Source organism: Hyphomicrobium sp. (genome assembly GCF_009026145.1).
GTDB lineage: Bacteria > Pseudomonadota > Alphaproteobacteria > Rhizobiales > Hyphomicrobiaceae > Hyphomicrobium_A.
On record NZ_WBUE01000029.1, the window covers coordinates 26,572 to 51,860 of the forward strand.

The 25,289-nt window shown below is 66.1% G+C and carries 29 protein-coding genes, 1 tRNA gene and 1 pseudogene; 19 read left to right on the plus strand and 12 right to left on the minus strand.

The window, feature by feature from the left end; genetic code table 11:
- Positions 1-69 precede the first annotated feature (69 nt).
- Positions 70-423, plus strand: coding sequence for a flagellar export protein FliJ (locus F9K20_RS17835; RefSeq protein WP_291005015.1), 354 nt, complete (start codon positions 70-72; stop codon positions 421-423).
- Positions 424-591: 168 nt separating this feature from the next.
- Positions 592-1,137 (plus strand): hypothetical protein, encoded by a 546-nt coding sequence (locus F9K20_RS17840; RefSeq protein WP_291005018.1) that lies wholly within the window; start codon positions 592-594, stop codon positions 1,135-1,137.
- A 34-nt stretch (positions 1,138-1,171) separates the two neighbouring features.
- Here the strand turns inward: F9K20_RS17840 and F9K20_RS17845 are convergent, their stop codons facing one another.
- A complete protein-coding gene (locus F9K20_RS17845; RefSeq protein WP_154740801.1) occupies positions 1,172-1,450 on the minus strand; it encodes a DUF1153 domain-containing protein in 279 nt (92 codons plus the stop codon).
- A 347-nt stretch (positions 1,451-1,797) separates the two neighbouring features.
- Here F9K20_RS17845 and mnmA point away from each other — a divergent pair, with 347 nt between their 5' ends.
- The 6 genes from mnmA to F9K20_RS17875 all read left to right on the plus strand — a co-directional run bounded on the left by mnmA (position 1,798) and on the right by F9K20_RS17875 (position 6,216).
- The gene (mnmA, locus tag F9K20_RS17850; protein ID WP_291005020.1) at positions 1,798-2,970 is read left to right on the plus strand and encodes a tRNA 2-thiouridine(34) synthase MnmA; all 1,173 of its coding nucleotides are present in this window, start codon (positions 1,798-1,800) and stop codon (positions 2,968-2,970) included.
- Positions 2,971-3,015: 45 nt separating this feature from the next.
- Positions 3,016-3,747 (plus strand): class I SAM-dependent methyltransferase, encoded by a 732-nt coding sequence (locus tag F9K20_RS17855; protein WP_291005023.1) that lies wholly within the window; start codon positions 3,016-3,018, stop codon positions 3,745-3,747.
- A 77-nt stretch (positions 3,748-3,824) separates the two neighbouring features.
- Positions 3,825-3,901 (plus strand) — tRNA-Met (locus F9K20_RS17860).
- Positions 3,902-4,270: 369 nt separating this feature from the next.
- Positions 4,271-4,861 carry an outer membrane beta-barrel protein gene (locus F9K20_RS17865; protein WP_291005026.1) on the plus strand — a complete coding sequence of 197 codons (591 nt, stop codon included), beginning with the start codon at positions 4,271-4,273 and terminating at the stop codon, positions 4,859-4,861.
- Positions 4,862-5,063: 202 nt separating this feature from the next.
- Positions 5,064-5,348, plus strand: a complete 285-nt coding sequence (locus F9K20_RS17870; protein ID WP_291005029.1) for a hypothetical protein — start codon at positions 5,064-5,066, stop codon at positions 5,346-5,348.
- A 148-nt stretch (positions 5,349-5,496) separates the two neighbouring features.
- Positions 5,497-6,216, plus strand: coding sequence for a hypothetical protein (locus F9K20_RS17875; protein ID WP_291005031.1), 720 nt, complete (start codon positions 5,497-5,499; stop codon positions 6,214-6,216).
- Positions 6,217-6,248: 32 nt separating this feature from the next.
- Here F9K20_RS17875 and F9K20_RS17880 read toward each other — a convergent pair whose 3' ends face one another.
- The 3 genes from F9K20_RS17880 to F9K20_RS17890 all read right to left on the minus strand — a co-directional run bounded on the left by F9K20_RS17880 (position 6,249) and on the right by F9K20_RS17890 (position 7,398).
- Positions 6,249-6,698, minus strand: coding sequence for a VOC family protein (locus tag F9K20_RS17880; protein WP_291005034.1), 450 nt, complete (start codon positions 6,696-6,698; stop codon positions 6,249-6,251).
- Positions 6,699-6,989, minus strand: coding sequence for a GlsB/YeaQ/YmgE family stress response membrane protein (locus F9K20_RS17885; protein WP_291005037.1), 291 nt, complete (start codon positions 6,987-6,989; stop codon positions 6,699-6,701). It abuts the gene before it with no gap.
- Between the two features lie 64 nt (positions 6,990-7,053).
- Positions 7,054-7,398, minus strand: a complete 345-nt coding sequence (locus F9K20_RS17890) for a hypothetical protein (RefSeq protein ID WP_291005040.1) — start codon at positions 7,396-7,398, stop codon at positions 7,054-7,056.
- A 123-nt stretch (positions 7,399-7,521) separates the two neighbouring features.
- On the opposite strand from F9K20_RS17890, the gene F9K20_RS17895 reads away from it, so the two are divergent.
- Positions 7,522-8,481: a fumarylacetoacetate hydrolase family protein gene (locus F9K20_RS17895; RefSeq protein WP_291005043.1), complete on the plus strand. Its 960-nt coding sequence runs from the start codon at positions 7,522-7,524 to the stop codon at positions 8,479-8,481.
- Between the two features lie 8 nt (positions 8,482-8,489).
- A complete protein-coding gene (locus F9K20_RS17900) occupies positions 8,490-9,251 on the plus strand; it encodes a cyclase family protein (protein ID WP_291005046.1) in 762 nt (253 codons plus the stop codon).
- A gap of 144 nt (positions 9,252-9,395) precedes the next feature.
- On the opposite strand, the gene glpK is transcribed toward F9K20_RS17900, so the two are convergent.
- Positions 9,396-10,886 carry a glycerol kinase GlpK gene (gene glpK, locus F9K20_RS17905; protein ID WP_291005049.1) on the minus strand — a complete coding sequence of 497 codons (1,491 nt, stop codon included), beginning with the start codon at positions 10,884-10,886 and terminating at the stop codon, positions 9,396-9,398.
- Between the two features lie 120 nt (positions 10,887-11,006).
- On the opposite strand from glpK, the gene F9K20_RS17910 reads away from it, so the two are divergent.
- Positions 11,007-12,368: an MFS transporter gene (locus F9K20_RS17910; protein WP_291005052.1), complete on the plus strand. Its 1,362-nt coding sequence runs from the start codon at positions 11,007-11,009 to the stop codon at positions 12,366-12,368.
- Positions 12,369-12,372: 4 nt separating this feature from the next.
- On the opposite strand, the gene bfr is transcribed toward F9K20_RS17910, so the two are convergent.
- From bfr to F9K20_RS17925, 3 genes are all read right to left on the minus strand, one after another.
- On the minus strand, positions 12,373-12,870 hold the full coding sequence (gene bfr / locus F9K20_RS17915; RefSeq protein ID WP_291005055.1) for a bacterioferritin: 498 nt from the start codon (positions 12,868-12,870) through the stop codon (positions 12,373-12,375).
- A gap of 159 nt (positions 12,871-13,029) precedes the next feature.
- A complete protein-coding gene (locus F9K20_RS17920; RefSeq protein WP_291005058.1) occupies positions 13,030-13,371 on the minus strand; it encodes a hypothetical protein in 342 nt (113 codons plus the stop codon).
- A gap of 165 nt (positions 13,372-13,536) precedes the next feature.
- A complete protein-coding gene (locus F9K20_RS17925; RefSeq protein WP_291005060.1) occupies positions 13,537-14,028 on the minus strand; it encodes an Rrf2 family transcriptional regulator in 492 nt (163 codons plus the stop codon).
- A gap of 521 nt (positions 14,029-14,549) precedes the next feature.
- Here F9K20_RS17925 and F9K20_RS17930 point away from each other — a divergent pair.
- The 7 genes from F9K20_RS17930 to F9K20_RS17960 all read left to right on the plus strand — a co-directional run bounded on the left by F9K20_RS17930 (position 14,550) and on the right by F9K20_RS17960 (position 20,361).
- Positions 14,550-15,065, plus strand: coding sequence for a hypothetical protein (locus F9K20_RS17930; RefSeq protein ID WP_291005063.1), 516 nt, complete (start codon positions 14,550-14,552; stop codon positions 15,063-15,065).
- Positions 15,066-15,254: 189 nt separating this feature from the next.
- Entirely contained in the window at positions 15,255-15,728 is a 474-nt protein-coding gene (locus F9K20_RS17935; protein WP_291005067.1) for a hypothetical protein, read from the plus strand.
- Positions 15,729-15,886: 158 nt separating this feature from the next.
- Positions 15,887-16,387 carry a hypothetical protein gene (locus tag F9K20_RS17940; RefSeq protein WP_291005070.1) on the plus strand — a complete coding sequence of 167 codons (501 nt, stop codon included), beginning with the start codon at positions 15,887-15,889 and terminating at the stop codon, positions 16,385-16,387.
- Between the two features lie 223 nt (positions 16,388-16,610).
- Positions 16,611-17,138, plus strand: a complete 528-nt coding sequence (locus F9K20_RS17945) for a hypothetical protein (RefSeq protein ID WP_291005073.1) — start codon at positions 16,611-16,613, stop codon at positions 17,136-17,138.
- 205 nt (positions 17,139-17,343) lie between these two features.
- Entirely contained in the window at positions 17,344-18,471 is a 1,128-nt protein-coding gene (locus tag F9K20_RS17950) for an ABC transporter permease (protein ID WP_291005097.1), read from the plus strand.
- Entirely contained in the window at positions 18,468-19,334 is an 867-nt protein-coding gene (locus F9K20_RS17955) for an ABC transporter ATP-binding protein (RefSeq protein ID WP_367115830.1), read from the plus strand. The genes F9K20_RS17950 and F9K20_RS17955 overlap by 4 nt, the downstream gene beginning before the upstream one ends.
- A complete protein-coding gene (locus F9K20_RS17960) occupies positions 19,327-20,361 on the plus strand; it encodes an HlyD family efflux transporter periplasmic adaptor subunit (protein ID WP_291005077.1) in 1,035 nt (344 codons plus the stop codon). The genes F9K20_RS17955 and F9K20_RS17960 overlap by 8 nt, the downstream gene beginning before the upstream one ends.
- 113 nt (positions 20,362-20,474) lie before the next feature.
- On the opposite strand, the pseudogene hisG reads toward F9K20_RS17960, so the two are convergent.
- Positions 20,475-21,107, minus strand: a pseudogene (gene hisG / locus F9K20_RS17965) (ATP phosphoribosyltransferase); the annotation flags it as partial.
- Positions 21,104-22,282, minus strand: coding sequence for an ATP phosphoribosyltransferase regulatory subunit (locus F9K20_RS17970; protein ID WP_291005083.1), 1,179 nt, complete (start codon positions 22,280-22,282; stop codon positions 21,104-21,106). The pseudogene hisG and the gene F9K20_RS17970, both read right to left, overlap by 4 nt.
- 213 nt (positions 22,283-22,495) lie before the next feature.
- Here F9K20_RS17970 and F9K20_RS17975 point away from each other — a divergent pair, with 213 nt between their 5' ends.
- The gene (locus tag F9K20_RS17975) at positions 22,496-23,545 is read left to right on the plus strand and encodes a hypothetical protein (RefSeq protein ID WP_291005086.1); all 1,050 of its coding nucleotides are present in this window, start codon (positions 22,496-22,498) and stop codon (positions 23,543-23,545) included.
- Positions 23,546-23,554: 9 nt separating this feature from the next.
- Here the strand turns inward: F9K20_RS17975 and F9K20_RS17980 are convergent, their stop codons facing one another.
- Both F9K20_RS17980 and F9K20_RS17985 read right to left on the minus strand, forming a co-directional pair.
- Entirely contained in the window at positions 23,555-23,989 is a 435-nt protein-coding gene (locus F9K20_RS17980; RefSeq protein WP_291005089.1) for a hypothetical protein, read from the minus strand.
- Positions 23,990-24,234: 245 nt separating this feature from the next.
- Positions 24,235-25,289, minus strand: a 1,055-nt coding sequence (locus F9K20_RS17985) for an alpha/beta hydrolase (RefSeq protein WP_291005092.1), incomplete at its 5' end; no start/stop codon positions are given.

A 25,289-nucleotide genomic window follows, 5' to 3' on the forward strand; every position in this document is an offset into this window, starting at 1 on the left:
AGTTCAAACCGCACAGTTCGAATTAGTCCGGGGTATCGAACGATGAAAGCACGTGAATCGGCGCTGAGATTGAAGCGCTTCGCCGCCGACGAGAAGGCGCGCAAGGTTGCCGATCTGGAGCAAATGATCCGCGAGTTCGACGGGATGGCCAGCGATCTCGACCGCCAGATCAAGGCGGAGGAGGACCGCACTGGCGTTCGCGATCCGGCCCATTTTGCCTATTCCACCTTTGCCAAATCGGCGAGCCAGCGCCGCGATAACCTGCGTGCCTCGGCCGACGGCCTCAAGGCCAAGCTGGAGGCTGCCCTGCGCGAGCGCGACGAGGCCTTGGAGCAGGTGGCCCGGGCCGATTCCTCTGCCGGTCACGACCAGCTGCGCAGCCGCCGGCGCGCCGAGCGCACCACCGCCGCCGTTCTGCGCTGAGGCCCAATTAGCGACGCTTTTGTACATGCCGCCCCTGCACAGTGCAGGCGGCGGTCCTGCCTTGTTTTCTTGCCCCGCGCGTGTCAACGAAGCGCACGGGGGCAGGTGGATCGGCCACGCTGCCCGGGGTGATTGCCTTCCGAACTGGCCTCGCACGGCACGGAGACCATGCTGCGACCGGCGCTCATCGGCCTCGCCGCCTTACCGGGCTTTGTCGCCGGCGGTTGCTCCGGCACCAGCCCGCCGTCGCTCCCCAGCCTTCCGCAACTGACCGGGACGGTCACCGAGGCGCCGATCGTCGGTTCGCCAACGGAGGTCTATGAGCGCGTCGCGCGTGGCGCAATGACGTGCTGGTTCGGGGCGGGCGGTCCGCTGAAAGCCGGCTACGTCTACCATGCGGAGGCCGAGCCACCCGGCAAGGGGGGCAAGGCGGAGATCGTCATCCACGAGCGCGACCGCCTCTCCGACAACCCGAAGGGCATCAAGGCCTACCGCATCGCCATCACGCCCGAGAGCGAGAAGACCACGCTGCTCTTCGAGAACCTGAAGTTGCCGGACACGATGGCCAAATCGATGGAGGCGGATGCCCGCCGCTGGGGGGCCGGGGCGTTCGGGTGCTCGGATACGGAGGCAGGGGGCTGGTCGGAGAACGTGCCAGCGACAGCAGAGCCCGCGGCCGCCGGCACAAAGAAGCGCCCTCCGAAAAAGGACTAGCGGGGCAACAGGGTGCGGCCGCCTTCTCGAATGCCTAGTCGCGATACTCTTGCACGCGCGTCGCCCGCAGGCCCGGAAGCCCATGCTTGTCGATCGAGCGCTGCCAGGACAGGAACTCGTCGACGGTCAGCTTGTAGCGGTCGCAAGCCTCCTCGATGCTGAGCAGACCGCCGCGCACGGCAGCGACCACCTCCGCCTTGCGGCGGATCACCCAGCGCTTGGTATCCCGGGGAGGAAGATCCGCAATCGTCAGCGGGCTCCCATCGGGCCCGATAACGTAGCGCACCCGCGCTCTCATCTGTTGCTCGGTCATGATACTCATTACACACTCGCTGACCAGCTATCAGTGATAACCCAACACGATTAAGACTGGCCTAAGTCGTTGAGTAAACATAACATAAACTAAGCCGTCTGCCTCTCCCAGTGCGCCGTTAAGGTTTACGTAACAACTGGCGGCGGGCGACTGCCGGGGCCATGCCCGCACGCGGCGGCCCCGCCGACTTGCATATCTAGCCGCTCCGGCCCTAAGGTCTCGCCAACCGCGGCACTGCAAAAAGCCAGGATTTTCGCGCCATTTCAGGCGGCAGAGGCCGCAAACGTCACAACGCTGGTGCCCCACGCGTGGTTGAAAACGTGCCTCCCGGCGCCTCAAGCGCTCCCGTGTCCGGCCTTGCCGCCGATGGGCGCCGCCGCGTGGTCGTCGCCATGTCTGGCGGTGTCGATTCCTCGGTCGTCGCCGCCTTGATGCGCCAGGCCGGGCACGAGGTCATCGGCATCACCCTGCAGCTCTACGACCATGGCGCCGCCACCGGGCGCAAGGGAAGCTGCTGCGCCGGCCAGGACATCCACGACGCGCGCCGTGTTGCAGATGCGCTCGGCATTCCCCATTACGTGCTCAATTACGAGAGTCGCTTCAGCGCCGCCGTCATCGACAGCTTCGCCGAAAGCTACGTCGCGGGCGAGACGCCGATCCCGTGCGTCACCTGCAATCAGCAGATCAAGTTCCGCGACCTGCTCGATACGGCCAAGGAGCTCGGCGCCGACGTGCTGGCCACTGGCCATTACATCCAGCGCCGCGAGGGACCCGGCGGCCCGCAGCTGGCGCGTGCCGTCGATGCCGACCGCGACCAGAGCTACTTCCTGTTTGCAACGACGCGCGAGCAGCTGCGCTATCTATGGTTCCCGCTCGGCGGCATGCCCAAGGCCGAGGTGCGCGCACACGCCCGCGCCTTCGCGCTGCCGGTAGCCGAGAAGGCCGACAGCCAGGATATCTGCTTCGTGCCGACCGGCCGCTACACCGGGGTCATCGAGCGGCTGAAGCCCGGCGCGCTCAAGCCGGGCGACATCGTGCATGTCGATGGGCGTCGCCTCGGCCGTCACGACGGTATCGTCAACTACACGATCGGCCAGCGAAAGGGCCTGCGAATTCCTGGCCCCGAGCCGCTATACGTCGTCCGTCTCGATGCCGAGCGCAACGAGGTCGTGGTGGGACCGCGTGACTGCTTGCGCACGCAAGTCCTTCTCCTTAGAAACACCAATTGGCTCGGCGATGAGCCGCTCGCGAGGGCGCCCGGCGACGGATTACGCATTTTCGCGCGCATCCGCTCCTCGCAAGCCCCGCAGCCGGCGACACTTTTTGCCGAGGCGGACGGAACGGCCACGGTTATGCTAGAAGACGGCGAGGACGGGGTCGCGGTGGGACAGGCTTGCGTATTCTACGCCAACGGCGACCACGACGCCCGCCTTCTGGGCGGAGGTTTCATCGCCCGCACGATCGCCAGGCAGGTGGCTGCAAAGGCGCCTGAGCAGAGCCGCACGGCCTTGGATAGTTGAGCGAATTGGAGAGGCTTGGGTCGCGACGGCAAGGAGCGGTCCCCAATGAAAACAATGTCGCAGACTGATTACCGCCGGCAGCCGGCCCTTATCGAGCGCGTCCACGGCCGCATCGTCGGCATCGGCCGCATCGATGAAACCGCCGTGCTCGACGCCTACCGCCGCTGGGCACCCGTCTACGATTACACCTTCGGCCTCGTCGCCCGCGAGGGGCGCCGCCATTCCGTCGAGGTGATCAACCAGAGCCGCGGCCGCGTGCTCGAGGTGGGCGTCGGCACCGGGCTCTCGCTTCCCGACTATGAGCGCCATCTCGAGGTGGTCGGCATCGACCTTTCGCCCGACATGCTCGAGAAGGCGCGCGAGCGCGTCGCCGAGGAAGGACTCAACCACGTCACCGGCCTGCATGAGATGGATGCGGCCGACCTCAAGTTCGCCGACGCCTCCTTTGATACCGTCGTCGCCATGTACGTAATGACCGTGGTGCCCGAGCCGGAAGCGGTGATGCGCGAGCTGGCGCGCGTGACGAAGCCGGGCGGCGAGGTTCTGCTCGTCAATCACTTCAGCCAGCGCGAGGGCGTGCGCGGCTGGGTGGAGCGCCGCATGGCGCCGTTCGCCGACAAGATCGGCTGGCGCTCGGTGTTCGACATCTCGCGTGTGCAGGTGTGCGACGACCTCGAGCTCGTCGAGCGCAAGGCGCTGCGCCCGCTCGGGCTGTTCACGATGCTGCGCTTTGCCAAGCGCGACGAGGCCGCCCGCCAGCCGGTCGCCGCCGAATAATCTTGGGCCTTGGACGCCGGAACGGCACCCCATATTCTTGACAGTGCCGTGCGCGCGTCCCTATAGACGCGGCTCGTGGCGGGATAGCTCAGTTGGTTAGAGCGGCGGAATCATAATCCGTAGGTCCCCGGTTCAAGTCCGGGTCCCGCTACCACCACTCCCCCCATCCGACGTCACGACTTGATTGCCGCCGCACCCGGTCTTCCCACCATGCGGGACCGCCTCCGCTTCGTCGCCTCCAGGTAGCGCGAGACAGTCGTTCTACTCACGCCGCGATTGTGGCGTTGCGGCCACTCCACTCGGCCATTCCGCAGGCGCGGGGAGGATTTCCCTAGAGCTCGATCAGCCTACGCCCTAAGGATACTGAATAGCGTATCTGTACAGTGTTTTGAGTGGGGTCGTGTAATGCGTTGGTATCTCGTTGCGTTGGCTGCGTTTTTGTCTGCCGGCTCGGCTCTGGCCGGCGACTTTTCGGGGCTCTACATCGGCGCGCACATCGGGGGCGCCCTGGGGTGATGTAGAAGTGAGGAACAATGCCGCTGACGGCGTTCCGCCCGGACCATTCGACTATTCCTTCGACAGCGTGTTTGGCGGCGGGACTGTCGGCTACAACTGGCAGCACAAGAGCCTGCTCATAGGCATCGAGGGCGATGTCGGCTACATGGACCCCGATGGCGAGGGTCGCATCCCATCCTCCACCCCGCCGAACTATCAGGCCTTGACGCTCGACAGCGGCCTCTATGCCGACATCACCGCACGTCTCGGCGTCACCTTCGACCGAACCCTTGTCTACGCCAAGGGCGGCTATGCCTACTACGATGGCGAAGCGATGCAGGCCACCACGAAGCCTGGCTACGTGCCGACTGGCACCGACAGCCTGTCGGGCTGGGTGCTCGGCGGCGGCGTTGAGCACTTCTTTGCGCCGAACCTGAGCCTCAAGGCTGAGTATCTGCACTTCGATTTTGACACCGAGTCGGGCTATCAGACCAACGTCGGTGACCTTAGCTCGCCGATCGGCTACCGCTTCTATAACTGGCACGACGTCGAGATTGATACCGTCAAGGTCGGTATCAACTATCACTTCAACGCGCCCGAACCGGCGCCTCTCAAATGACCGAGGCCGCGTGCGGCTCGGCTTGCGTTGGCCGCCAACTCATCACTGCCCAACTAATCCTCGCCCCGGTGTTTAAAGCACCGGGGCGCTTGGTTTGAATCCGCATCGCACTTCTTCCTTGCACCGAAGATGCCAGCTGTCGCGCCGCGCGGCGCGAGCGTATGCTCGACCGCCTTCGACATTCGAGGAGGGAGGACTGGTCATGCATGGTTTCAAATGGCAGACCGCGACGGCGGTATTGCTCACCGTGATTGCAGCCAGCGTGGCATCGGAGCAATCCATGGCGCAGCAGCAAAAGGAGGGCTACGGCGGCACGGGCGGCGCCGCGGGCTACTCGCCACCTGCTCCAGATGCCGACCCAATGGGCAGCGGAGCACCCGCCGACTATGACGCATCGGCAGCGCCCGAGCCCATGAACGCGCCACCGGCCGCGCCCGAGACGACGCAGGAAGCCGCGCCGCCGCCACCCCCCGAGGAGGACAAATAGTTCGCCCGCGTGGCCGAAGCGCGCCGCATCCCCGCCCGAGTATGTGTAATCTCTAGGCAAGACAGACGCCTGAAGCCATGCGGCGCCGCTTGGGCTCGTGGAGGCTCGCCGCACGCGCTGTCAGTCGGTGCTTGAGTGGCGGTAGGCGATGCGACTGCTCGCGTGGGTTTGGAACGGCGCCCGGATCGTGCATGCGAGCTTGGGGGTGAAAAGGGAGGTCATCGTCCTCCTCATCCTGGCGCTGCCGTTCCTGTTCCACGAATACGTACGCGATTTCATGGCGGCGCGCGGCGTACGCGACTGGCCGGTGGTCGACGGAACCATGGCGGCCGTCCTCGTCGCCGGGATGTACCTCTACTGGCGCCTTTTGCGCCACGCGGTCATCTTCGAGTACCTGGCCCGACCGCGCCTGGCGATGCGCATCCTCGATCCCGGCCAGCGCTACGACACGTTCGTCGCCCTGGGAAACCGCATGGTGCGCCTCTATCATCTCGAGGTCATCAACGCCTCGATGTACAAGACCGCGCACGGGGTCGCCGTCACCCTCGTCGAGTATCAGAAGGCCGGTGACAGCAAGGTGGTCGACATCCGCTCGCGCCTCAAAGTGGCCAACTCCGATGCTGAGGAGGTCGACCTCAACCCGGGCGCGCGCGTGGTGTTCGAGCTGTGCGGGGTGGACGCGAACGGCGCCGAGCCGGCCTCACAGGACAAACGGGACCACCAGACATTCTCCATTCTGCCGGTGGGCAGCGGCACGCTGCGCATCTTCGCCGAGGCGCGCGATGCACCGGCGCGCGAGGAGCAATTGCGGGTCTACATAGATTCAACCGGCGCCATGACGATCAAGCCGCACTCCGCGGCGGCGTAGCCAGCGCCACTTGCGCTCGCTCAGTTGCTTGGTCAGGGCTTCGATTTCTTCCTTGCCGCGGCGCGCCGACGTTTGGCTGCGCGCGTCTTCTCACCCCACTTCATGCCCTCGAGCTTCATTCCGTCGGGATCGACGAAGAATACGGCATAATAGTCGTCGTAATATTCGCCGGCCGGATCGACGATCTTGGCGCCGAGCTGCTTCACGAACGCCTGCAGCGCATCGACGTCTTTGCGGCTGCGCAACTCGAACGCGTAGTGGTGCAGGCCAACGTCGCCGATGCGGAACTTGCGCTTCTTGCCTTGCGCGTCTGCCGCTCCGATCCAGTAGCGCGTCCTGCCGTTGGTCCAGCCGATGGCGTCGTCGTACTCGCCGAGCACCTTGAAGCCGAGGAACTTGAACAGCGCGCCGTAGAACGCCTTCGAGCGCGCGAAGTCGGCAACGCGCACTGAAATATGGTCGATGTTGACGACGCGCACCATCTACACGCCGCCGCCGCGCTGGTGCCACAGCCACAGGGCGCCGAGGAACAGCATCGAGCCGATGACCGCCGAGACGACGTCGCGCAGCGACACGGCAATGCTGTCGAGCCCCGGCAGTATGCCGAACAGGTGGAACAAGAGGCCGCCGACCAGCGCGCCGACGAGACCGATGCCGAGGTTGGTCCACCAGCCGAAGCCCTCGCGCTGCCAGCGGACCACGGCGCCGGCCAACGTACCGCCGATCAGCCCGACGATGAGCCACACGATGATCTGCGCCCAGGTGATGACCATGTCCCGCTCTCCATCCCAGTAAAGGATCGGGGCGCCCCGATTGGCGCCCCGCAGTCTCGTTCGTCTATTTCACCTTTTCAGCGGCGGACGAATTCTTCTCGGTGTCGCCCTCGTAAGCCGTCTTCTTGTAGCCGTCGCCCTCCTTGGCGATCTTGGTCTTCCAGCCGGTGTCCCAGGTGATCACCGCGACGCCGTCTTCCTCCGCCCACTTGCCCTTCATGCCTTCGCCGCTGCGATCGGCGCTGGCAGTGCCGTCCTCGGCCAGCACGATCTGGAAGTCCTTGCCGCCGGTGTCCTTCACCTTCCACGTGCCGACGAAGTGATGCTCGGCGAAAGCCGCACCGGCGGTCAGGGCCAGCGCCGCTGCCGCAGCCACCGCGCCGACCATCATTTTCTTGAAGCCAATCATGGGTGTTTCCTCTCCTCATTCGGAAGTCAGCCGAACCGTGCAAACGTCGTACTAATTTGCCAGTTCCGAAAGTCTAAAGTCGGTCACGACAATGCGAACCAGGCTAGAAGCGGTGGACGGCAGATGAAGCTGCGGCGCGTTGCAGCCGGGGGCAAGGTGCGCGTGGAGCTTCTGGCGCCCCAAGGCTGGGTGCCGGCGGCCGCGGCGGTGGCACACCTCCCCGGGCTCGATGCGGGCCTTGCCGACGATGTCGTCGGCCTGCTGGGGCTGGATTACGCCGCGCGCCAACGCCTCGATACGGCGGCGGCCGAGGCGGCGCCGGCCGCTGACGATGCGCGCCCCCTCATCCCGTTCACACCGCGCTCGTTCCGCGATTTCATGTTGTATGGAGCACACGCCGTAGCCGCCGCGCGCGGCTTCGTGCGCCGCTTCATGCCGGCCGCGGCACCCCTCGTCGGCGCCTACGAAGCCGTTACCCGCCGCACCTTCCCCTCGCTCAGTCCGCATGACCTTTGGCATCGGCAGCCGATCTACTACATGGGCAACCACCTGACCTTTGCCGCCGACGGCGAGGACATCACCGTGCCGGACTACACACGCGCCCTCGACTACGAGCTGGAACTCGGCTTCGTGCTGGCAAAGCCGCTCCGCGATGCCGACGCGCCGAGCGCCGAGCGCGCCATCGGCGGGTTCGTGGTGCTCAACGACTTTTCGGCGCGTGACGTGCAGCTCGCCGAGATGCGCTCCGGCTTCGGGCCGCAGAAGGCCAAGCACTTCCGCAGCGCCATGTCGGGCGTCGTCGTCAGCGCCGATGAGATCCTGCCGCGCTGGCGCGACTTGGAAGGCAGCGTGCGCCTCAACGGGCGCCTGGTCGCGGAATGCGCCACGCGTGACGCGCGCTGGTCGCTGGGCGAGGTGCTGGCCCATGCCAGCCGCGGCGAGCTGCTCTACCCCGGTGAGCTGTTCGGCAGCGGCACGCTACCCGGCGGTAGCGGCATCGAGCACGGCCGTCTCCTGGCCCGCGGCGATACCATTGCGCTTGCCATCGACGGCATCGGCGAGCTTACCAACAAGATCGTCTAGGGGCAGGCATGCAGATCATCGACCTTTCGAAGCCGATCCAGTTCAATCGCGGCGATCCGCGCTTCATGCAGGTGCGCATCCGTCACAAGTCGCATCGGGCGGCGAAGGTGCTCGTCTGGCTGCTCGGCCTTCCGGCACGCCTGTTTCCGCGCGACTTCGTCGGCTGGGCGGACGACACCATCACGAAGATGGGCGTGCACTCGACGACGCACATCGATGCGCCGTGGCACTACGGCCCGACGTGCGGCGGCGCTCCAGCGCCGACCATCGAGCAGATCCCGCTGGAGAAGTGCATCGGCCCCGGCGTCGTGCTCGACCTTACCCATAAGGACGACGACGACGCCATCACCCCCGCCGACCTCGCCGCGGCGCTGGCGAGAACGGGCGCCACGCTCGATGAGCGCACCATCGTGCTTATCCGTACCGGCCGCGACCGCCTGATGGGCACCAAGGAGTTCTGGCAGCGCGGCACCGGCATGAGCGCCGCCGCCACCGAATGGCTGCTCGACCGCGGCCCGACCGTCATGGGCATCGACCAGTGGGGCTGGGATCTGCCGTTCCGCGCCCAGATCGCCCGCGCCAGGGCGACGGGCGACGACACCCTGTTCTGGGAGGCGCACCGCGTCGGCCAGCGGCGCCCCTACTGGCACATGGAGCAGCTGACCAACCTCGGCGCGCTGCCGCCCAAGGGCTTCGAGGTGATGGTGTTTCCGCTGAAGATCGTCGGCGCCTCGGCTGCCCCGGCGCGCGTCGTCGCCGTCATCCGATGACTTTGTGTCTTCAACGCTTCTTGTGCTGGGTCCCGGATCTCGCTTCGGCTTCGCCGTCGCTCGTCCGGGATGACAGTAACCGCATTGTCATCCCGGACGGTGCGAACTGCAGGTGAGCGCCGATCCGGGACCCAGGAGATGCTCCTACCTCTTTGTCAGAGTGCGACGGACCGCATCGTGCCAGGAGGCGAGCCGGCGTGCGCGCTCGGCCGCCTGCATGCCGGGCGTGAAGCGCCGATCGAGCGCCCAGCGCGCGGCGAACTCGTCGGGCTGCGGATAGAAACCCGCTTGCAGTCCGGCGAGATACGCCGCCCCCAGCGCCGTCGTCTCGAGCACCGTCGGCCGGTCGACCGGTATGTCAAGGATATCGGCCAAACACTGCATGGTGAAATCGCAAGTCGCCATACCGCCATCGGCGCGCAGCACCGTGCCGCTGCCCGCCGACGGCCAGTCGCCGCGCATCGCCTGCAAGAGGTCGAACGTCTGGAAGCACACCGACTGCAACGTCGCACGCGCAAGCTCGTTCGGCCCCGTGTTGCGCGTCAGCCCGAAAAGCGCGCCGCGGCAATCGGGGTCCCAGTACGGCGCCCCGAGCCCGACGAACGCCGGCACCAGCACCACGTCTTGCTGCGGGTCGGCGGCACGTGCCATGCGCCCCGTCTCCGAGGCATGGACCACGACCTTGAGCCCATCGCGCAGCCACTGCACGCCGGCGCCGGCGACGAAGATCGAACCTTCGAGCGCGTAGGTGCGCTTGCCGCGGAGCTGGTAGGCGATGGTAGTCAGCAGCCGATGCCTGGAGGCGATGCATTCCTCGCCCGTATTCAGCACGGCGAAGCATCCCGTGCCGTACGTGGACTTCAGCATGCCGGGCTCGAAGCACGCTTGGCCGATGGTCGCCGCCTGCTGATCGCCGGCCATGCCGCGGATAGGAATCGGCGCGCCGAACAGCGCGGGCTCCGTCGCGCCAAACTCGGCCGCGTTGTCGCGCACCTCCGGAAGCAGGGCGCGCGGCACGCCGAAGACCGATAGCAGTTCATCGTCCCACGCGCCGGTGCGGATATCGAGCAGGCAGGTGCGCGCCGCGTTCGTCACGTCGGTCGCGTGCACGCGCCCGCCCGTCAGGTGCCACAACAGGAAGCAATCGATGGTGCCGAAAGCGAGCTCGCCGCGCATCGCCCGCTCGCGCGCGCCCGGCACGTGATCCAGGATCCAGGCGATCTTCGTCGCCGAGAAGTACGGATCGAGCAGTAGCCCCGTCTTTGCCTCGACGGCCCGCTCGTGCCCGGCGGCGCGCAGCATCTCGCAGGCCTCCGCCGTGCGCCGGTCCTGCCAGACGATGGCGTTATAGATCGGCCGGCCGCTCGCACGCTCCCAGATGAGCGAGGTCTCGCGCTGATTGGAGATGCCGATGCCGACGATATTCCGCGCCCCGCCGGCCTTTTCTACTGCCTCGCGCGTTGTTGCTGTGACGGTCTGCCAGATCTCCTCGGCGTCGTGCTCGACCCAGCCCGAGCGTGGAAAATGCTGCGTAAATTCTTGTTGCTCTACAGCCGCCACGCGGCAGTGCTCGTCAAACAGCAGCGCCCGCGACGACGTCGTTCCCTGGTCGATCGCCAGCACGTAGCGTGCCATGCCGCCCTCCCCGGTTCTTATTGCCGCACTACGGTCACTCTAATCGTCGACATGCATCGACAGATGCGCCGCGCCTTAGTAGCAAGCCCTGCCGTCTAATCCCACCGGAGCCTGCCCCGTATGAGCGCCCCGACGCAGAGCGAAACGCGACAAGGCCCGTCCTACATCGAGGCGCTCACCGTCTACCTCCGCCCCAGCGTGCTCGTCATCATGCTCTTGGGGTTTTCCTCCGGTCTGCCGCTGGCGCTGTCCGGGGAGACCTTGCGCGTGTGGATGGCCGACCGCGGCGTCGACCTTGGCACCATCGGCTTGCTGTCGCTCGCCGGCCTGCCCTACACGCTGAAATTCATCTGGGCGCCCGTGGTCGATGCCTGGCACGTGCCGTGGTTGTCGGAACGGCTCGGGCGACGCCGCGCCTGGCTCATCGCCTCGCAGCTCGTGCTGATGGCGGCAGTCGTCTTTCTCGGCACGCGCGACCCGATCAATGCCCCATGGATGATCGGGCTGGGCGCGCTCATCGTCGCCTTCGCCTCGGCGACGCAGGACATCGTCGTCGACGCATTCCGCGTGCAGAGCCTGCCGACGGACGAGCAGGCGGCCGGCATGGCCGGGTACGTCGCCGCCTACCGCATCGGCATGCTGGCGTCCGGCGCCGGCGTCATCGGCTTCAGCGCCTGGCTGGAAGCGCAGGGGCTGAGCAAGGACGCGGTGTGGCCGCTCGCCTATGCCGCGGCAGCGCTGCTCGTGCTGGCCGGCCTCGCCGCTACGTTGTGGGCGAGCGAGCCGCAGGCCGCGCGTGAGCGCGAGCTCGAATCGCATGTGCACGGCGGCGCGCTGGCGCGGCTCTACGAGACCGCCAAGGGTGCCTTTGCGGACTTCCTAGGGCGCGATGCAGCGCTCGGCATCCTGTTGTTCGTCGTCTTGTTCAAGCTGTGCGACGCGCTCGCCGGCACCATGACGGCGCCGTTCGTATTGTCGCTCGGATACACCAAGGCGACCTACGCGGCGATCGTCAAAGGCGTCGGCCTCGCGGCGCTCCTGATCGGCGGATTCGCCGGCGGCGCCGTGGCGCGCGCGCTGCCGCTCGTCACCGCACTGTGGCTCGCCGCCTTCCTGCAGATGTTCTCCAACCTCGTCTTCATCTGGCTCGGCTACCAGACGCCGAGCGCCGGCGCGCTGACCGTCGCCATCGTGGTGGAGAATTTCTCCGGCGCCATCGGCACGGTGATCTTCGTCGCCTACCTTTCGGCGCTGTGCCGCAATCCGTTGCACACCGCGACCCAGTACGCGCTCCTCACCGCGCTCGCCTCGACGGGACGCACGCTGTTCTCCTCGGGAACGGGATTCGCCGCCGCGGCGCTCGGCTGGCCGCTGTTCTTCATCGGCACTTCGCTCACCGCCGTGCCGGCTCTGGCTCTGATGCTGTGGCTGCAAGGGCGCGGACACTTCCGCGCCCTCGATGCCGAGCGCAACGGCGCCTAGTGGCTTAGTCGGCCTTGCCTTCGACCTTGTCGGCCGAATCGGCCTGCAGCTGGCCGTAGTTCTGGATGCCGATGCTCTTTAACAGGTCGAGCTGCGTCTCGATGAAGTCGATGTGACCTTCCTCGTCCTTCAGAAGGTCCTCGAACAGCTCCATCGACACGTAGTCCTTGTGCTGACGGCACAGCTCGCGCGCCTTGGAGTAGAACTCCTGGGCGATGTACTCGCCTTTGAGGTCGCACTCGAGAACCTCTTTCAGGTTCTCGCCGATCATCAGCGGGGCGATCTCCTGCATCTTCGGGAAGCCCTCGAGGAAGATGATGCGCGTGATCAGCTTATCGGCGTGATGCATCTCCTCGATCGACTCTTCGCGCTCCTTCTTGGCCATCTTCGTGTAGCCCCAGTCATCGAGGCGACGATAATGCAGCCAGTACTGGTTGACCGCGCCGAGCTCCAGCTTGAGCGCAAAGTTCAACGCCTCGATAACTTCCTTGTTGCCTTTCATGGCTGCCCTCTCCGTGCCTGGCGGAATTCGTGTGCAATAGCTGAGTGAACGGCGGGCGGGCCGCGACGTGACTCAGGTGCGGGCCTTCAGCGAGGCCACGAGGGCGATTGTGGTTAATTAAGGGAGGCGATGCCAGCGCAAAAATCGCACGGCGGGCAATTAAGCGATTTTGCGAACGCAATCCCCTGAAGCCTGAGTCTGGGACTCAGAATTCCTCTGCGCGATGCGCGGCGTTGCTCGGCGAGACGTGAACTCGAGAAGCTTGCTGCGCGTTGACGCGCTGAGGCTCGGCGAGATCAGCCCTTTCTTCTCGAGCGCATCTACCTTGTTGTAGATCGTCTCGACAGCAAGCGGCGCGCAGCTGCAGCAGTTCATGCGCTTGGCGAGGTGGCGATAGACGATGCCGGGAGTTGGGATCGGCGCGTCGGGCGCGCCCAAGATCTCGAGCAGTGCACCCTCGATGTCGCGGTCGGAAATCTCAGTACAGGAACAGACGATCATCGCGGGCTTCCTCGCGCGTATTTTTTGTAAGGCCGCGCGTGCCTTAGAATATGGAAAGGCTCATTCAACTTTTGAAGGCCCGCAGATTTCTGTCAAGGGCCGATACGCCGCACATTTTGGCGACCTGGCCGTGACCGTCGTTGCTGCAGATCAAGCCGACGCGCGTTAACCAATCGGCCGCGCCGGGGCGGACTGCTGCGGTCCGCGCCGTGAGCGGGTTGCGGTCCCACGCAAGGGCGTTTTGCCTGAGCGGCCGCCCGATTCCCGCGCCGGGGAGGCCTGCGAGGCCCCGGCCATGTCCTCGAGCGTATGCTGGTCGAGGACGCTGATGAAGGCATCGAGGGCATCGTCGACGATGCGATGCAGGCTGCCGCGGCTGCCCGATTCCTTTTCCTCCTGCCCCAGGGTCTCGATCGAGCGCACCACGTCGCCGATGCGGATGAGGGCCGCGGAGCGAGCCAAACGCACGCCGCCATGGCGCCCGCGCACGGAGGTGAGGAATCCCGCTTTCGACAGCAGATGGACGATTTTGAAGGCGTTTTGCTGAGTGATATCCAGGCGCTTGGCGATATCGGCGACCTTGATGAGCCGGCCTTCGGCCTTGGCGCAATCGATCAAGATGCGAACGGCGTGGCTCGTGGATTTGTTGAGGCGCATGCGACTCTAGAGATCTTTGGGCCCAGGGTTGGTCAGCGTTACGGCATATCGGGCAATCTTGGCAACCGTCACGCGCTGCTCGGGACACGGAAACGGCTCCTCCGTGCCCTGAACGCATCTTAGCAGGCCAAGCACCCGTTTCGCATCAGAAAAGCTTGGCCGCCCCGCAACTCCTGCGCGGCACTGTAACGGGCGGAACAGCGCTGGCGCCGCGACCCCCTAACCTGCAACGACCTGAATAGTTTTGCCGGACAGCGCTGCGCGCCGCCAGCTTCTCCGCCACGCCAACCATGCCGCTGACAGCCAAGGAGAAAAAAGTCTGACCTGAGCCGAGCCAGCTCAAGATTGTGAGCTGCCACGATATTCGCGCTTTGGCGCGCTGAGCGCTCCATCCGTCGGTGCGCTGGAGCGAAGATTTCTGTCCTGTTCCGGCCGGAACAGCGGCATGATGGCTGCTGCGTCACTCTCAGCGACATGGAAGCCCAGCCGGGCGCCACGCACTGAACCGACGGAGACCTGTCATGAACAAGCTGCTCGCCCTCGCCGCCGCCCTCGTCCTCGCCGCCACCTCCTTTGCGTCGACCGCCCAGGCGGGCATGCGTGTCGGCGTGGGGATCGGCGTCGGCGGCATCGCCCTCGGTGCGCTCGGCGCCATGTCCAAGAGCGGCGAGGCGCGCGAATACCGCCAGCGCAAGAAGGCGCGGACCGCCCGCCGCGAGCGTCAGGAGAAGACCACGGTGCGCTCCGCCAAGAAGTCCAAGTCAGAGACGACGCAGCAGGCTGCCAAAGAGCCTGTCGCCGCGACGCCCGCCTCTGATGCCAGCAACGAGGCGAGCAGCATCGCTCAGAACGCCAACAAATCACTGCCGGCACCGGCGACGACGGGCTCGACCGGCACGGCCGCCGCGGAAACCGAGAATTCGTCGATCTCGATCGCCGCCAAGGACGATGCAAAGACGATCGACACGGCGAAGAATCTCGACTGCCGGAAGTTCTTCCCCTCGGTCGGCATGACCCTTTCGGTCCCCTGCGAGTAATCGCGAACGATCTTCGCCGACAAAGTGCGTGACTGCTTCGATCCCGGTCTCACCGCCGGGATCGATTGCTTTGCGCCCTGGCACCGCGCATCCGACGGCCGCAGGATACGCCGTGTAACGTCCGGAACTGCCGTGCGTTCAGCTGATGTTCATCATGCTCCCCGCGATGCCAACCGCTCGGGGACGACCATGATCAGACTGCTGGCCGTGACTGCCGCCACTCTCCTCACCCTTACCGTCGTCTCCAGCCCCGGCGCCCATGCCTGGTGCGACGATGATTGCGCCTACGAGGCACGGGAGGCAGCCTACGAGCGGGCCTACGAGCGCGAAGCGGCGCGTGAGGAAGCGGAAGAGGAAGGCTACTATCAGCCTCAGCAGCGCAGCGTCTCGAAGGCGGCGCGGCGCCGTGCGAAGACCGAGCGCGCCGAGACGAAGAAGGCGGCTCAGCAAAAGTATGTGGCCGAGCCGAAGCCTGCCGCCCCCGCACAATCGCAGCCCCGCACTCCGCGTACCAAGATCGCCGGCGAAAACTCATCGATCGCGAGCGAGCACGACGAGGTCGCCGAGGACGACAGCTTCGGTCGTGCTCCCCTCGTGAGAGAGGTGGGGTGTAAGAAGTTCATCGCCTCTGCCGGCATGACCCTGTCGGCCCCCTGCGAATAGCGCCAGCCGACTAGCCAGATCCCGGCCGACGGCCGGGGTCGTTTCATCTCCCCACCGTGACAGCGAAACTCTGCGCCGTGTTCCGTCCGGGACAGCGAGGGCGCGCCGCTTCGCGCACGATTGCCGCAGTGATTAACCCCACCTCGCTGGAGACGACCATGAACAAGCTGCTCACCGTGATCGCCGCCACCTTTCTCGCCATTGCCGCCATCGCCACCGGCGCCGAAGCAGGCTTCAACGTTCGCCTCAACGCGCCAGGCGGATTTTCGCAAGTCCACAAGGCCGGCTGCGGCGGCGCCCATGTCCGCGCCTTCCGGCGTCGCGTGGTGCGTCAGTCGGTACGCCGCCATAAGCCGAAAGTCGTGGTCGCCAGCCGCACCGTCTCCAAGCCCACCGTCGTCGCCAAGGCCGCTGCAAAGCCAGCACCCGCCGAAGAGCCGGCCGAGGAACTGGCTGAGGTCGAGCATTCCTCGATCTCCAGCGCCGCTGAGGCCGCTGAGACCAGAATCGATGTGCCCGAGCAGAAGCCCGAGCAGAAGGTTGCCGAGGTGAAGTCCGAGGACCCCGCGCAGAAGGTTGCCACCGCCATCAAGGACGTCGGCTGCAAGACCTTCTTCGCCTCCGTCGGCATGACCCTGTCGGTGCCCTGCGCCAAGTAAGACGCGACGCGGTGAGCATGCAAAGCGGCCTCGGCAGTACGCCCGGGGCCGTTGTCCTTTCGCGCCTCCTAAACGACGCGTCGGACGCCTGGCAGAACATTTCTGAGATGTAACTGCCGGAACAGCGTCCAGTATTCGTGCCGGCGATGATGCACCCAAGATGAGTGTCGCTCGCGCGGCGATCATCGGGTGAAACACAAATTTGCATCCACTGGAGGAAGCAATGAACAAGTCACTGGTCGCTCTCATCGCCGCGCTCATCGCGGCCGCGACCACGTTCTCGTCGGCGGCGGAAGCGGGCCTCAAGATTCGCCTCGGCTTCGGCGGCCCGCTGCCTCACTTCACGGCGCACGGCCACGGCCATCACCACTACAAGCGCAAACTCTACATCGCCCGCCGCGTAGCGAAGAAGAAGAAGGTCTACGTGGCCAAGAAGGCGACGCCGTCGATGTCGAAGGTCACCAAGGTCGAAAAGAAGGTGTCCAAGCCGCAGGTCGTTGCCACGGCTCCGGTGGTCGATGAGGAAGTCGACGTGATCGCCGACAACGAGAACTCCTCGATCACTTCGGCGGCTCTCGAGCCGATCGAGGATACGGCCGCCATCGAGCCGGAAACCACGGCGCCCGCCGAGGTTAAGGCCGCGGGCGAGACCGCCAAAGTGGAGGCAAAGCCCGAGAAGGCCGCGAGCAAACTTGACTGCAAGAAGTTCTTTCCCTCCGTTGGCATGACGCTCACAGTGCCTTGCGAATGAGGAATTGACCTTCGAAAGGCCGCGAGCCGGTTGGACCGGCTCGCGGCTTCGTGACACTCTCCGGCGTCGGCCGGATCTATTGCCGAAGACCGCCACAAACGCCCGCAATCCATTCCGCAGGCGAAGGGGATTCAATATGCAGGCGCATGCCGATACTATGCCGCTAACGGCACAGGTACCGCAGGGCAAGCCGAAGACCGTCAAGATGGCGGCCAAGCTCGCCTACCGAAACCTCTTTCACGATCGTCTCAGTCTCGTCGTAACGCTCACCGGCATCGTGTTCTCAGTCGTGCTCGTCGCCGTTCAGTGCGGCCTGTACATCGGCTCGGAGCGCATGATCGCCGCCATGCTCGACCAATCGCAGGGCGACCTGTGGGTGGTGCCGCTGGGCACCAAGAGCTTCGACGATCCTTCGCTGCTCATCGGCCACGAGAAGTACTCCGTGCTCTCCACCAAAGGCGTTGCCACGAGCGAGGAGCTCGTCGTCGGCTTCGCCGCCTGGCGCAAACCGAAGGGTGGCACCACCGCGGTGCTGCTCGTCGGATCCGACCACGAGAACGGCACGCTGAAGCCGTGGAACATCGTCGCCGGCAGCCTCGGCGATCTCGACGCGCCGTTCTCGGTCGCCGTCGATGACACTTACTTCAAGGATCTCGGCGTCGAAAAAAATGGTGACACGGCGGAGATCAACAATGTGCGCGTGCGTATCGCCGCCGTGACGCACGCGATCCGCTCGTTCACCACCCTGCCCTACGTGTTCACCTCGCTGAAGCAGGCGCGCATGCTGCTCGATGCAGGCAGCAACCAGGCCTCGTATGCGCTGGTGCGCCTCGAGCCCGGTACCGACCTCGAAAAGGTGCGCGCCGATCTCATCGCACGCCTGCAGGATCGCGAGGTGCTGACACAGCAGGAGTTCCGCAACCGCAGCGTCGACTACTGGCTGTTCCAGACCGGCGCTGGAGCCGCCCTCATCGCCGGTGCCGCGCTCGGCATGATCGTCGGCATAGTCATCGTCGCGCAAACGCTCTACTCGAGCACCAAGGATCACTTGAACGAGTTCGCCACCTTGCGTGCGCTCGGCGCCTCGGCCGGCTACATCCACAAGGTCATCCTCATTCAGGCGATGATGAGTGCGGTGCTCGGCTACGGCGTCGGCATGGTGCTGTCGATGCTCGTCATCTGGGCGTCGAAGGACACGACGCTGCTCATCGTGATGACGCCAGGCCTCGCCCTTCTTCTCTTCGTTCTGACCATTGGCATGTGCGCCATCGCCGCCGTATCGGCGATCTTCAAGGTGACGCGCATCGATCCCGCAGGAGTGTTCAGCCGATGACCGACATCGACAACGCCAGCCGCAAGGTGCTTCTCGAGGCCCGCGACATCGTCAAGGTGTTCGGATCGGGCGCCGGCGAGGTGAGGCCGCTGAAAGGTATCGACCTCAAGCTCTACGCGGGCGAGCTGACGCTGCTGATGGGACCTTCGGGAAGCGGCAAAACGACGCTGCTGTCGATCCTCGGCTGCATCTTGTCGCCGACCGAGGGCCACCTCGAGGTTGCCGGCAACACGACCGACGGCCTCGATGCGGAGGGTCTCGCCAATCTGCGCCGCCACCACGTCGGCTTCGTTTTCCAGGGCTACAACCTGTTCCCCACGATGACGGCCAGCGAGAACGTCATGCTGGCCCTCGACGTGCGCGCCAAGCCGGTCGTCGATCCACCGACGCACGCCCTCAACGCGCTGATCGCGGTCGGCCTCGGCCATCGCGCCAAGGCCTTCCCGGCCAAGCTATCGGGCGGCGAAAAGCAGCGCGTCGCGCTCGCCCGTGCGCTCGCCGGCGCGCCGTCGGTGATCCTCGCCGACGAGCCGACGGCTGCGCTTGATGCCGAGAATGGCCGCGCCGTGATGGCGCTGCTCTCTGAGGTGGCCAAGGATCCGAACCGAGCTGTTCTCGCCGTTACACACGATCACCGCACGCTGCCTTATGCAGACCGCATCGTGCGCATCGAGGACGGAAAGATTCACAGCGACGAGCGGCCGTTGAAGGGTGCCAACCCGACCTACGCCGCCGAACAACACGAAGCCCATTCACGCGCCGAGTTGGTGAACCCTGTCACCGAGCCTCAGCCTGACGACGACAACCCCACAACTCCGCCGACGACCCTCGGCGGTCGCTATAGGATCAGACGCCATGCTTAGAACAATCGGTATTGTCGCCGCTCTGGCCGCTGCGGCGATCTTCGGCTACGTACTGAGCGAGGGAACCTACTTCTCCGGCGAAGGCAGAACCACCAAGGAAGAGGCCAAGACCGGCGCTCAATGGGTGGCGGCGGCCCCCGGCCGCGTCGAGCCGGGCTCCGGCGAGGTGAACATCGGCGCCGCCATTCTCGGTCAGGTGGCCGACGTGACGGTGAAGCTCAACGACAAGGTCGAGGAAGGCGAGCTGCTCATCCGCCTCGACGACGAGGAGGCGCGCGCGCGTCTCGCCGCGGCGGAAGCCGAAGCGGGCCTGCGCAAGCGCCAGCGCGACGCCGAGCCGTCGACGAGTGGCCGCGAGGACGTGACCAAGGGCGAGGACAACGTCTTCTCGGCCGAGCGCGAGGTCATCGGTGCACGCTTCGAGCTCGACGCCGCGCTTTCCGGTAAGCGCCGCGGCGAAGCCACTGAGCAACAGCTCGCCGACGCCCGCCGCCGTCTCGCCAAAGCGCAGGAGCGCGTCGAGCGCGAGCGCCTCGCTTACGCCCAGGCACAGGCGAAGGCGAACCTGCCCTCGCCCAACCAGTTCGAATCGGCGCTCACTGCCGCCCGTGCCAACGTGGCACTGGCTGCCTCGCAGCTCGACAAGACGCGCATCCGTACGCCGCGCGCCGGTCACGTGCTGCAGCTCAACGTCAAGAAGGGCGAGATCGTCTCGCCCTCGCCAGACCAGCCTCTGGTCGTCGTCGGCGACTTGTCGAACCTGCGCGTGAAGGCCGAGGTCGACGACGGCGACGTCGCCAAGATCAAGGTGGGGCAGAAGGCGTTCGTGCGCTCGATCAACTATCCGGGCCGCGATTTCGAAGGCACCGTGTCGGCGCTGGCGCCAACCATGGCTACCCCGCGCATCTCGGCGCGCGGCCCACGCCGTCCGTCGGACATCGAGGTGCTGGAGATGACCATCAACCTCGAGGGCAACGTGCCCTTGCTGCCGGGCATGCGCGTCGACGCCTTCGTGCGCCCCAACTGACGCAACGCGGCGCCGCTATCCGGTGGCGCCGCCTACTCCAACGTGCGGGAAATGCTGAGGCGCGCGAGCAGATCATCGCGCGTCTTTTTCGTATCGGCCGGCCACGGCGCAACCTTCGAGGCCACCAGGTTCGCCTGCGAGCGCAGAATGACCCCGTCCTCTAGCACCTTCAGTCCATTGGCGGCCAGCGTCGCCCCGGTCGAGGTGATGTCGACGATGAGATCGGCGGTGCCGGCAGCGGGCGTGCCCTCGGTGGCCCCGAGGCTCTCGACGATGCGATAGTCGGCGAGCCCCTTGCCCGACAGGAAGCGCCGCGCCAGGTTGATGTACTTCGTCGCCACGCGGAACGGACGCCCGTGCTCGCGCCGGAATGCCACCGCCGCCGCCTCCAGATCTGCGACCTCGTTAACGTCGATCCAGCAGCGCGGCACGGCGACGACGACGTTGGCGTGGCCGAAGCCCAGCGGCTTCAGCAGCGTCACGCGTTCGTCGGCATTGACGATGTTCTCGCGAATGAGATCTTCGCCGGTGACGCCGATGTGCGCGCGCCCGCTGTTCAATGCCGCCACAATCTCGGAGGCGGAGATGAACGCCACGTCGATGCCGTCCACGCCTTCGATCTCGCCACGATAGCCGCGATCTGGTCCCACCTTCCGCAGCGTCAACCCCGACCTGCCGAGGAACTCGGCCGTCTGCTCCATCAGCCGCCCCTTCGATGGTACGGCGAACGTCAGGCGCACGCTCATCGCTTGCCTCCACGCACCACGGCGAGCAGCCGCTCGGTATGGATAGCGCCGCCCACGGCCGGCACGTTGCGCGGTGCTCCCACCGCCTTCAACAAGCCGTCGTAGCGCCCGCCGCCGCCCACCGGGCTCGCGGGCCCCAGTCCTTCGACCACCACCTCGAACACAAAACCGGTGTAGTAGCCGACGCTGCGGCCGAATTCGGCCGAGAACTCCACCGCCCCGATGTCGATGCCGCTCTCGCTGAGCAGCATGCAGCGGCGATCGTAGGCCTCGAGGGCGTTGGCAAACCCATCGCTCGCTGATTTGGCAAGCTTGCGCAGCACGCCCGTCGCCTGCGGTGCCGGCAGCCGGGTGCGCACGTAGGAATCGATCAGCGCCGCCGTCTCCGGCTTGAGCGGAGGCGCCTTGGCGTCGGCGGCGATGGCGAGCAGCCCCTCGGCAATTTCCGCCGCCGACCGTACGCCGATGAGCTCGACGCCGCCCTTCTCCAGGTGCTCGGCGACCAGAGCCTCGGCCGCTTCCGGATCCTCGGGATCGAGGGCGTCGATCAGCGCGCGTGGAAACGCCGCCGCCGAGCGCGCCGGCTGGCTCGACAACCGCTTCAGCTCGGCGCGGAACGCCTCCGGGCGCCAGAACTGATGCCGCAGCCGGCGGCGCCAGCGCTCCGGCATGTTGGCGGCACCGAGCAGTGCGTCGAACAGGCCGACGTCGCCGATGCGCAAGCGCCAGCTCGGGAGCCCCGCCTGCTGCAGGGCGCGCAAGACCAAGACCAGCGTGCGCGCGTCGGCCTCACCGGCGTCCTTGTCGCCGAAGGCCTCGATCCCCGCCTGGCGGAACTCGCGCGGGTGCGAGGCATCGGCGCTCGCCGGCTGGAAGCGGAAGGCAGGGCCGTTATAGCTGTAGAACGCCTGGCTATCGGCTGCCGGGTGCCGCTGTAGATACAGGCGACAGGTCGGCACCGTGAGGTCGGGCCTTAAGCACAGCTCCTCGCCATTGAGGTCGGTGAACACGTACGTGCGCCCGCGCAGGGCCTCGCCGACCACGTCGAGGAATACGCCCGCTGGCTGGATGATGTCGGGCGCAACCGCCTCGTAGCCGGCGGCGATGAACACCGCCAGCAGCGTGCGCGCTTGCGCCTCGAGAGCCTCGAAATTTGCCGGCTGCGTCGCGCCCATAGCCTCGCCCAGGGGTTAAGGGCCGATCTTTTGGACGAGGCGGGGCGGCTCGGCAAGGCTGATGATGCGCCAGGGCCGCACGCCGGTCTTCGGCTGCGTTTGACCTCGGCACCGAGCGATGCCTTACTCGGGCTAACAAGCTATGTTGGGGACTTGCTCGCCCTACGGCGTAGGCATTCGGGAAGTTGCGTTATTTTTTCAGGGGGGCCATCGATGAAACGCTACCTCATCGCAGCCAGCTTGGGCGCGCTGGCGATCGTTTCCATTGCCGGCACGACCTTGGCGGTCACGGCACCGGCACCCGTCCCGGCCGTGCCACCGGAGGCGCTAGCGCAGGCCGAAGGTCCGACCCAGCAGGTACCCGCCGCCGCGCCCGAAGCGCCCGCCCCCACCCCAGCCGCGCCGGCGGCGCAGCCGGCACCCGAGCCGCTGCCGCTCGAGGAAGAGGTCGTCGAGGAGATATGGCCGATGCCAGTCGAGGATTTCCTCGCCGGCCGGTACCTGGAACGCGCCGACGTTGTCCTGACGCGCCGCGAATGGGATCTCGCCTCCTGGGCCATCCGCTGGGCCACCGACTCGCCATTCTCGCACTCGGCGATGGTGTTCACCGGCCCGCAGTTCGAGTCGGGGTATACGAGCACCTTCGTCATCGAGGCGGGAACCGGCGGCGTCGACCTCACCAACCTACGCGACTACATCGCCGACAAGAGCGCCTTCATCGCCATCAAGCGCTTCCGCAAAGAATGGTTCGACCAGCACAAGCAATCGCGCGTGCGCGGCCTGCTGCTCGACAAGATCAAGGCCAGCTATAATTACTGGGCGATCGGCTCGATCGTGCGCAGCCTGTGGTTCGGCGTGGAGCGCAGCGTCACCGGCGAGCGCGAGGCGGTGCGCAATTTCCGTGAGCGCCAGTGGGATGCGCCCAACGAGTTCATCTGCTCGGGGCTGGTACAGATCGGCTTCATCGAAGCCGCCATCGAGTATATCAAGGCCGGGCAATTGCCGCCGTCGGCACTGAACGAGGTCGTGTTCGAGCCGGAGGCGGCGACGCGCCTGCCGGAAGAGGAGGACTGGGGCTATCTCGACGAGGAGACATCGAAGACGACGGCGGTGTTGTTCCGCAAGCAGAACTTCGATGCCCTGCAGTCGGTGACGCCCGAGAACCTCGCCGCCAGCGAAAAGCTCGACTGGCTGTACTTCATCAAGAACGGGATGGTCCACAAGGTCGCCAGCTACGCCGACGTGCGCAAGCTCATCGAGTAACGCCGGCGCTCAGGGGATGATGTCGAGCGGCTCGTTGCCTTCCTTCGCCGCCGCGTGAGGGGGCGCCTTCGGCGGCGGCAGTCCGGGAAGGCGCTGCACGACCTGGCCAGGACGGCCGGCGCATCCGGCAACGCACGTCACCGCATCGGAGTCGGGGCCACCGTGGCCGCCGTAATTGGGGCGGCGGTCGCCCGCCGTGGTGCGCATAGCGCCGGCGCGGCTCTCAATCGGCTTCGGCAAGATCTGCACGATCGTCGGCTTACCAGCGCAGCCGGCGACACAGATGGTGACGAACTCGTGCGGGTGCGCGGCCAGCATCGCCTTCACGCGCGCGTTGGACGCCGGCATTCCCGTTTCCGCCTCATCGCCGATATCGACGACCTCGCCGCCTTCGATGACCTCCTCGCCCTCGGCCGGTGCCGGGGTGGCAGCAAAGAGGAGCATGGCGCTCGCTACGAGGCATGACGCCAGGGCCACCGACGGCGTCAGGCGCCGGGCTCGCGACGAGGCACGGGATACGTGAGTGTCGAAAACCGGAAGCCGCCGACGCATGCACCACATCACGAGCCGCCGATGGCCGGCGCGCGCCCTCAAGGCCGGTCGATGATCGACCGGCGGGCAAGTCTCGCAAGGCACGGTAAATTAATCCCTTCGCCCCGCCGGCCCCGACGGGCCGGCGGGCAGGCGCCTCACTGTGGCGTCGAGGTCGTCGGCGGCGCCTGCAGCGATGGTACGTAGCGCCAGTAGTCGCCGGCCTGCGTGGTGATCTTGCCGGGTTTCAAGGGACGCAGCTCCGGCGGTCGCAAGCCGGTCTTCAACAGCTCGCGGATGTCGTCGAGCAGCTTGTTGTTCGAGGCATAGCCGGAGTGGTTGATGGCGAAGGTATCGGTCGACGCCGCCGTCACGTCGATCGTGTCGATGCCGGGCAGGATCAGCGGGCCGGCCGGCGGTACGTCGCCAGCGCGGTAGCTGCCCCAGAAGTTGCGCGACACGATCAGCGCCCGGTCGTTCGAGGCCACGTACAGCGTTACGTTCTTGGCCAGACCCTTGATGGCCTTGGCGAGGTTGGAAAAGCTGTCGGCGTCGACGTCGGGCGCGGCGAGGATCACCTGGTTGATGGAAACGCCTTCGGGCGCCGACGACTTCATATCGCGCAGCACGTCCATGACCGGCTGATTGCCCATGCTGTGGGCGATGATGCTCACCTGCTTGGCGCCGGTCTGCTTCACCACCATCTCGAGAAACTCGCGCAGGTACGGCTCGGATGCCTGCGCGCTTTCGCGATCGTAGGTGTAGCTCGCCACCGCGCCGCCGGACGGCCAGCTGTAGAGGAATGGCGCGCCGTCGAAGTCGAGGTCGTAGGCGATCTGCGCCGTGCGGTAGAGCGCGTTGTCGAACGACGTGTTGTAGCCGTGCACGAACACCAGCGCCTGATCCTTGTAGGTCTTGGAGCCCTTGAGGCGCGCCTTCACCTGCGCCAGCAGCTCCTCTCTGGTGAGCGCCTTGATCTCCTTCACCGTGAAGTGCTTCTTCGGGTCCTCCTTTTCGGCATAGATGGTCACGTCGAAGTAGGGGATGGTGACGACCCACGGCCGCTCGACCTTCGGCACCTCGTGCACCTTCGGCACCGTCACCATCGCCTCGCCGAGCTGCAGCTTGCGCGCGCGGTCAGAGCCGAACGCCAGGCGCTGCGCGTTGGGCTGCACGGCGCGGTCGGTGCCCCAGTAGACGGGCACGACGTGCC

Excerpts from the sequence above, each read along its gene's own strand:
- F9K20_RS17840 (WP_291005018.1), top strand. The coding sequence starts at position 592 with ATGCTGCGACCGGCGCTCATCGGCCTCGCCGCCTTACCGGGCTTTGTC.
- F9K20_RS17970 (WP_291005083.1), bottom strand. The coding sequence starts at position 22,282 with ATGGGCGCGACGCAGCCGGCAAATTTCGAGGCTCTCGAGGCGCAAGCG.
- F9K20_RS17910 (WP_291005052.1), top strand. The coding sequence starts at position 11,007 with ATGAGCGCCCCGACGCAGAGCGAAACGCGACAAGGCCCGTCCTACATC.
- glpK (WP_291005049.1), bottom strand. The coding sequence starts at position 10,886 with ATGGCACGCTACGTGCTGGCGATCGACCAGGGAACGACGTCGTCGCGG.
- F9K20_RS17935 (WP_291005067.1), top strand. The coding sequence starts at position 15,255 with ATGATCAGACTGCTGGCCGTGACTGCCGCCACTCTCCTCACCCTTACC.
- F9K20_RS17925 (WP_291005060.1), bottom strand. The coding sequence starts at position 14,028 with ATGCGCCTCAACAAATCCACGAGCCACGCCGTTCGCATCTTGATCGAT.
- F9K20_RS17885 (WP_291005037.1), bottom strand. The coding sequence starts at position 6,989 with ATGGTCATCACCTGGGCGCAGATCATCGTGTGGCTCATCGTCGGGCTG.
- bfr (WP_291005055.1), bottom strand. The coding sequence starts at position 12,870 with ATGAAAGGCAACAAGGAAGTTATCGAGGCGTTGAACTTTGCGCTCAAG.
- F9K20_RS17955 (WP_367115830.1), top strand. The coding sequence starts at position 18,468 with ATGACCGACATCGACAACGCCAGCCGCAAGGTGCTTCTCGAGGCCCGC.
- F9K20_RS17845 (WP_154740801.1), bottom strand. The coding sequence starts at position 1,450 with ATGACCGAGCAACAGATGAGAGCGCGGGTGCGCTACGTTATCGGGCCC.
- F9K20_RS17975 (WP_291005086.1), top strand. The coding sequence starts at position 22,496 with ATGAAACGCTACCTCATCGCAGCCAGCTTGGGCGCGCTGGCGATCGTT.
- F9K20_RS17875 (WP_291005031.1), top strand. The coding sequence starts at position 5,497 with ATGCGACTGCTCGCGTGGGTTTGGAACGGCGCCCGGATCGTGCATGCG.
- F9K20_RS17895 (WP_291005043.1), top strand. The coding sequence starts at position 7,522 with ATGAAGCTGCGGCGCGTTGCAGCCGGGGGCAAGGTGCGCGTGGAGCTT.
- F9K20_RS17930 (WP_291005063.1), top strand. The coding sequence starts at position 14,550 with ATGAACAAGCTGCTCGCCCTCGCCGCCGCCCTCGTCCTCGCCGCCACC.
- F9K20_RS17880 (WP_291005034.1), bottom strand. The coding sequence starts at position 6,698 with ATGGTGCGCGTCGTCAACATCGACCATATTTCAGTGCGCGTTGCCGAC.
- F9K20_RS17940 (WP_291005070.1), top strand. The coding sequence starts at position 15,887 with ATGAACAAGCTGCTCACCGTGATCGCCGCCACCTTTCTCGCCATTGCC.
- F9K20_RS17945 (WP_291005073.1), top strand. The coding sequence starts at position 16,611 with ATGAACAAGTCACTGGTCGCTCTCATCGCCGCGCTCATCGCGGCCGCG.
- F9K20_RS17920 (WP_291005058.1), bottom strand. The coding sequence starts at position 13,371 with ATGATCGTCTGTTCCTGTACTGAGATTTCCGACCGCGACATCGAGGGT.
- F9K20_RS17900 (WP_291005046.1), top strand. The coding sequence starts at position 8,490 with ATGCAGATCATCGACCTTTCGAAGCCGATCCAGTTCAATCGCGGCGAT.
- F9K20_RS17870 (WP_291005029.1), top strand. The coding sequence starts at position 5,064 with ATGCATGGTTTCAAATGGCAGACCGCGACGGCGGTATTGCTCACCGTG.
- F9K20_RS17980 (WP_291005089.1), bottom strand. The coding sequence starts at position 23,989 with ATGCTCCTCTTTGCTGCCACCCCGGCACCGGCCGAGGGCGAGGAGGTC.
- F9K20_RS17890 (WP_291005040.1), bottom strand. The coding sequence starts at position 7,398 with ATGATTGGCTTCAAGAAAATGATGGTCGGCGCGGTGGCTGCGGCAGCG.
- F9K20_RS17960 (WP_291005077.1), top strand. The coding sequence starts at position 19,327 with ATGCTTAGAACAATCGGTATTGTCGCCGCTCTGGCCGCTGCGGCGATC.
- F9K20_RS17950 (WP_291005097.1), top strand. The coding sequence starts at position 17,344 with ATGGCGGCCAAGCTCGCCTACCGAAACCTCTTTCACGATCGTCTCAGT.
- F9K20_RS17855 (WP_291005023.1), top strand. The coding sequence starts at position 3,016 with ATGAAAACAATGTCGCAGACTGATTACCGCCGGCAGCCGGCCCTTATC.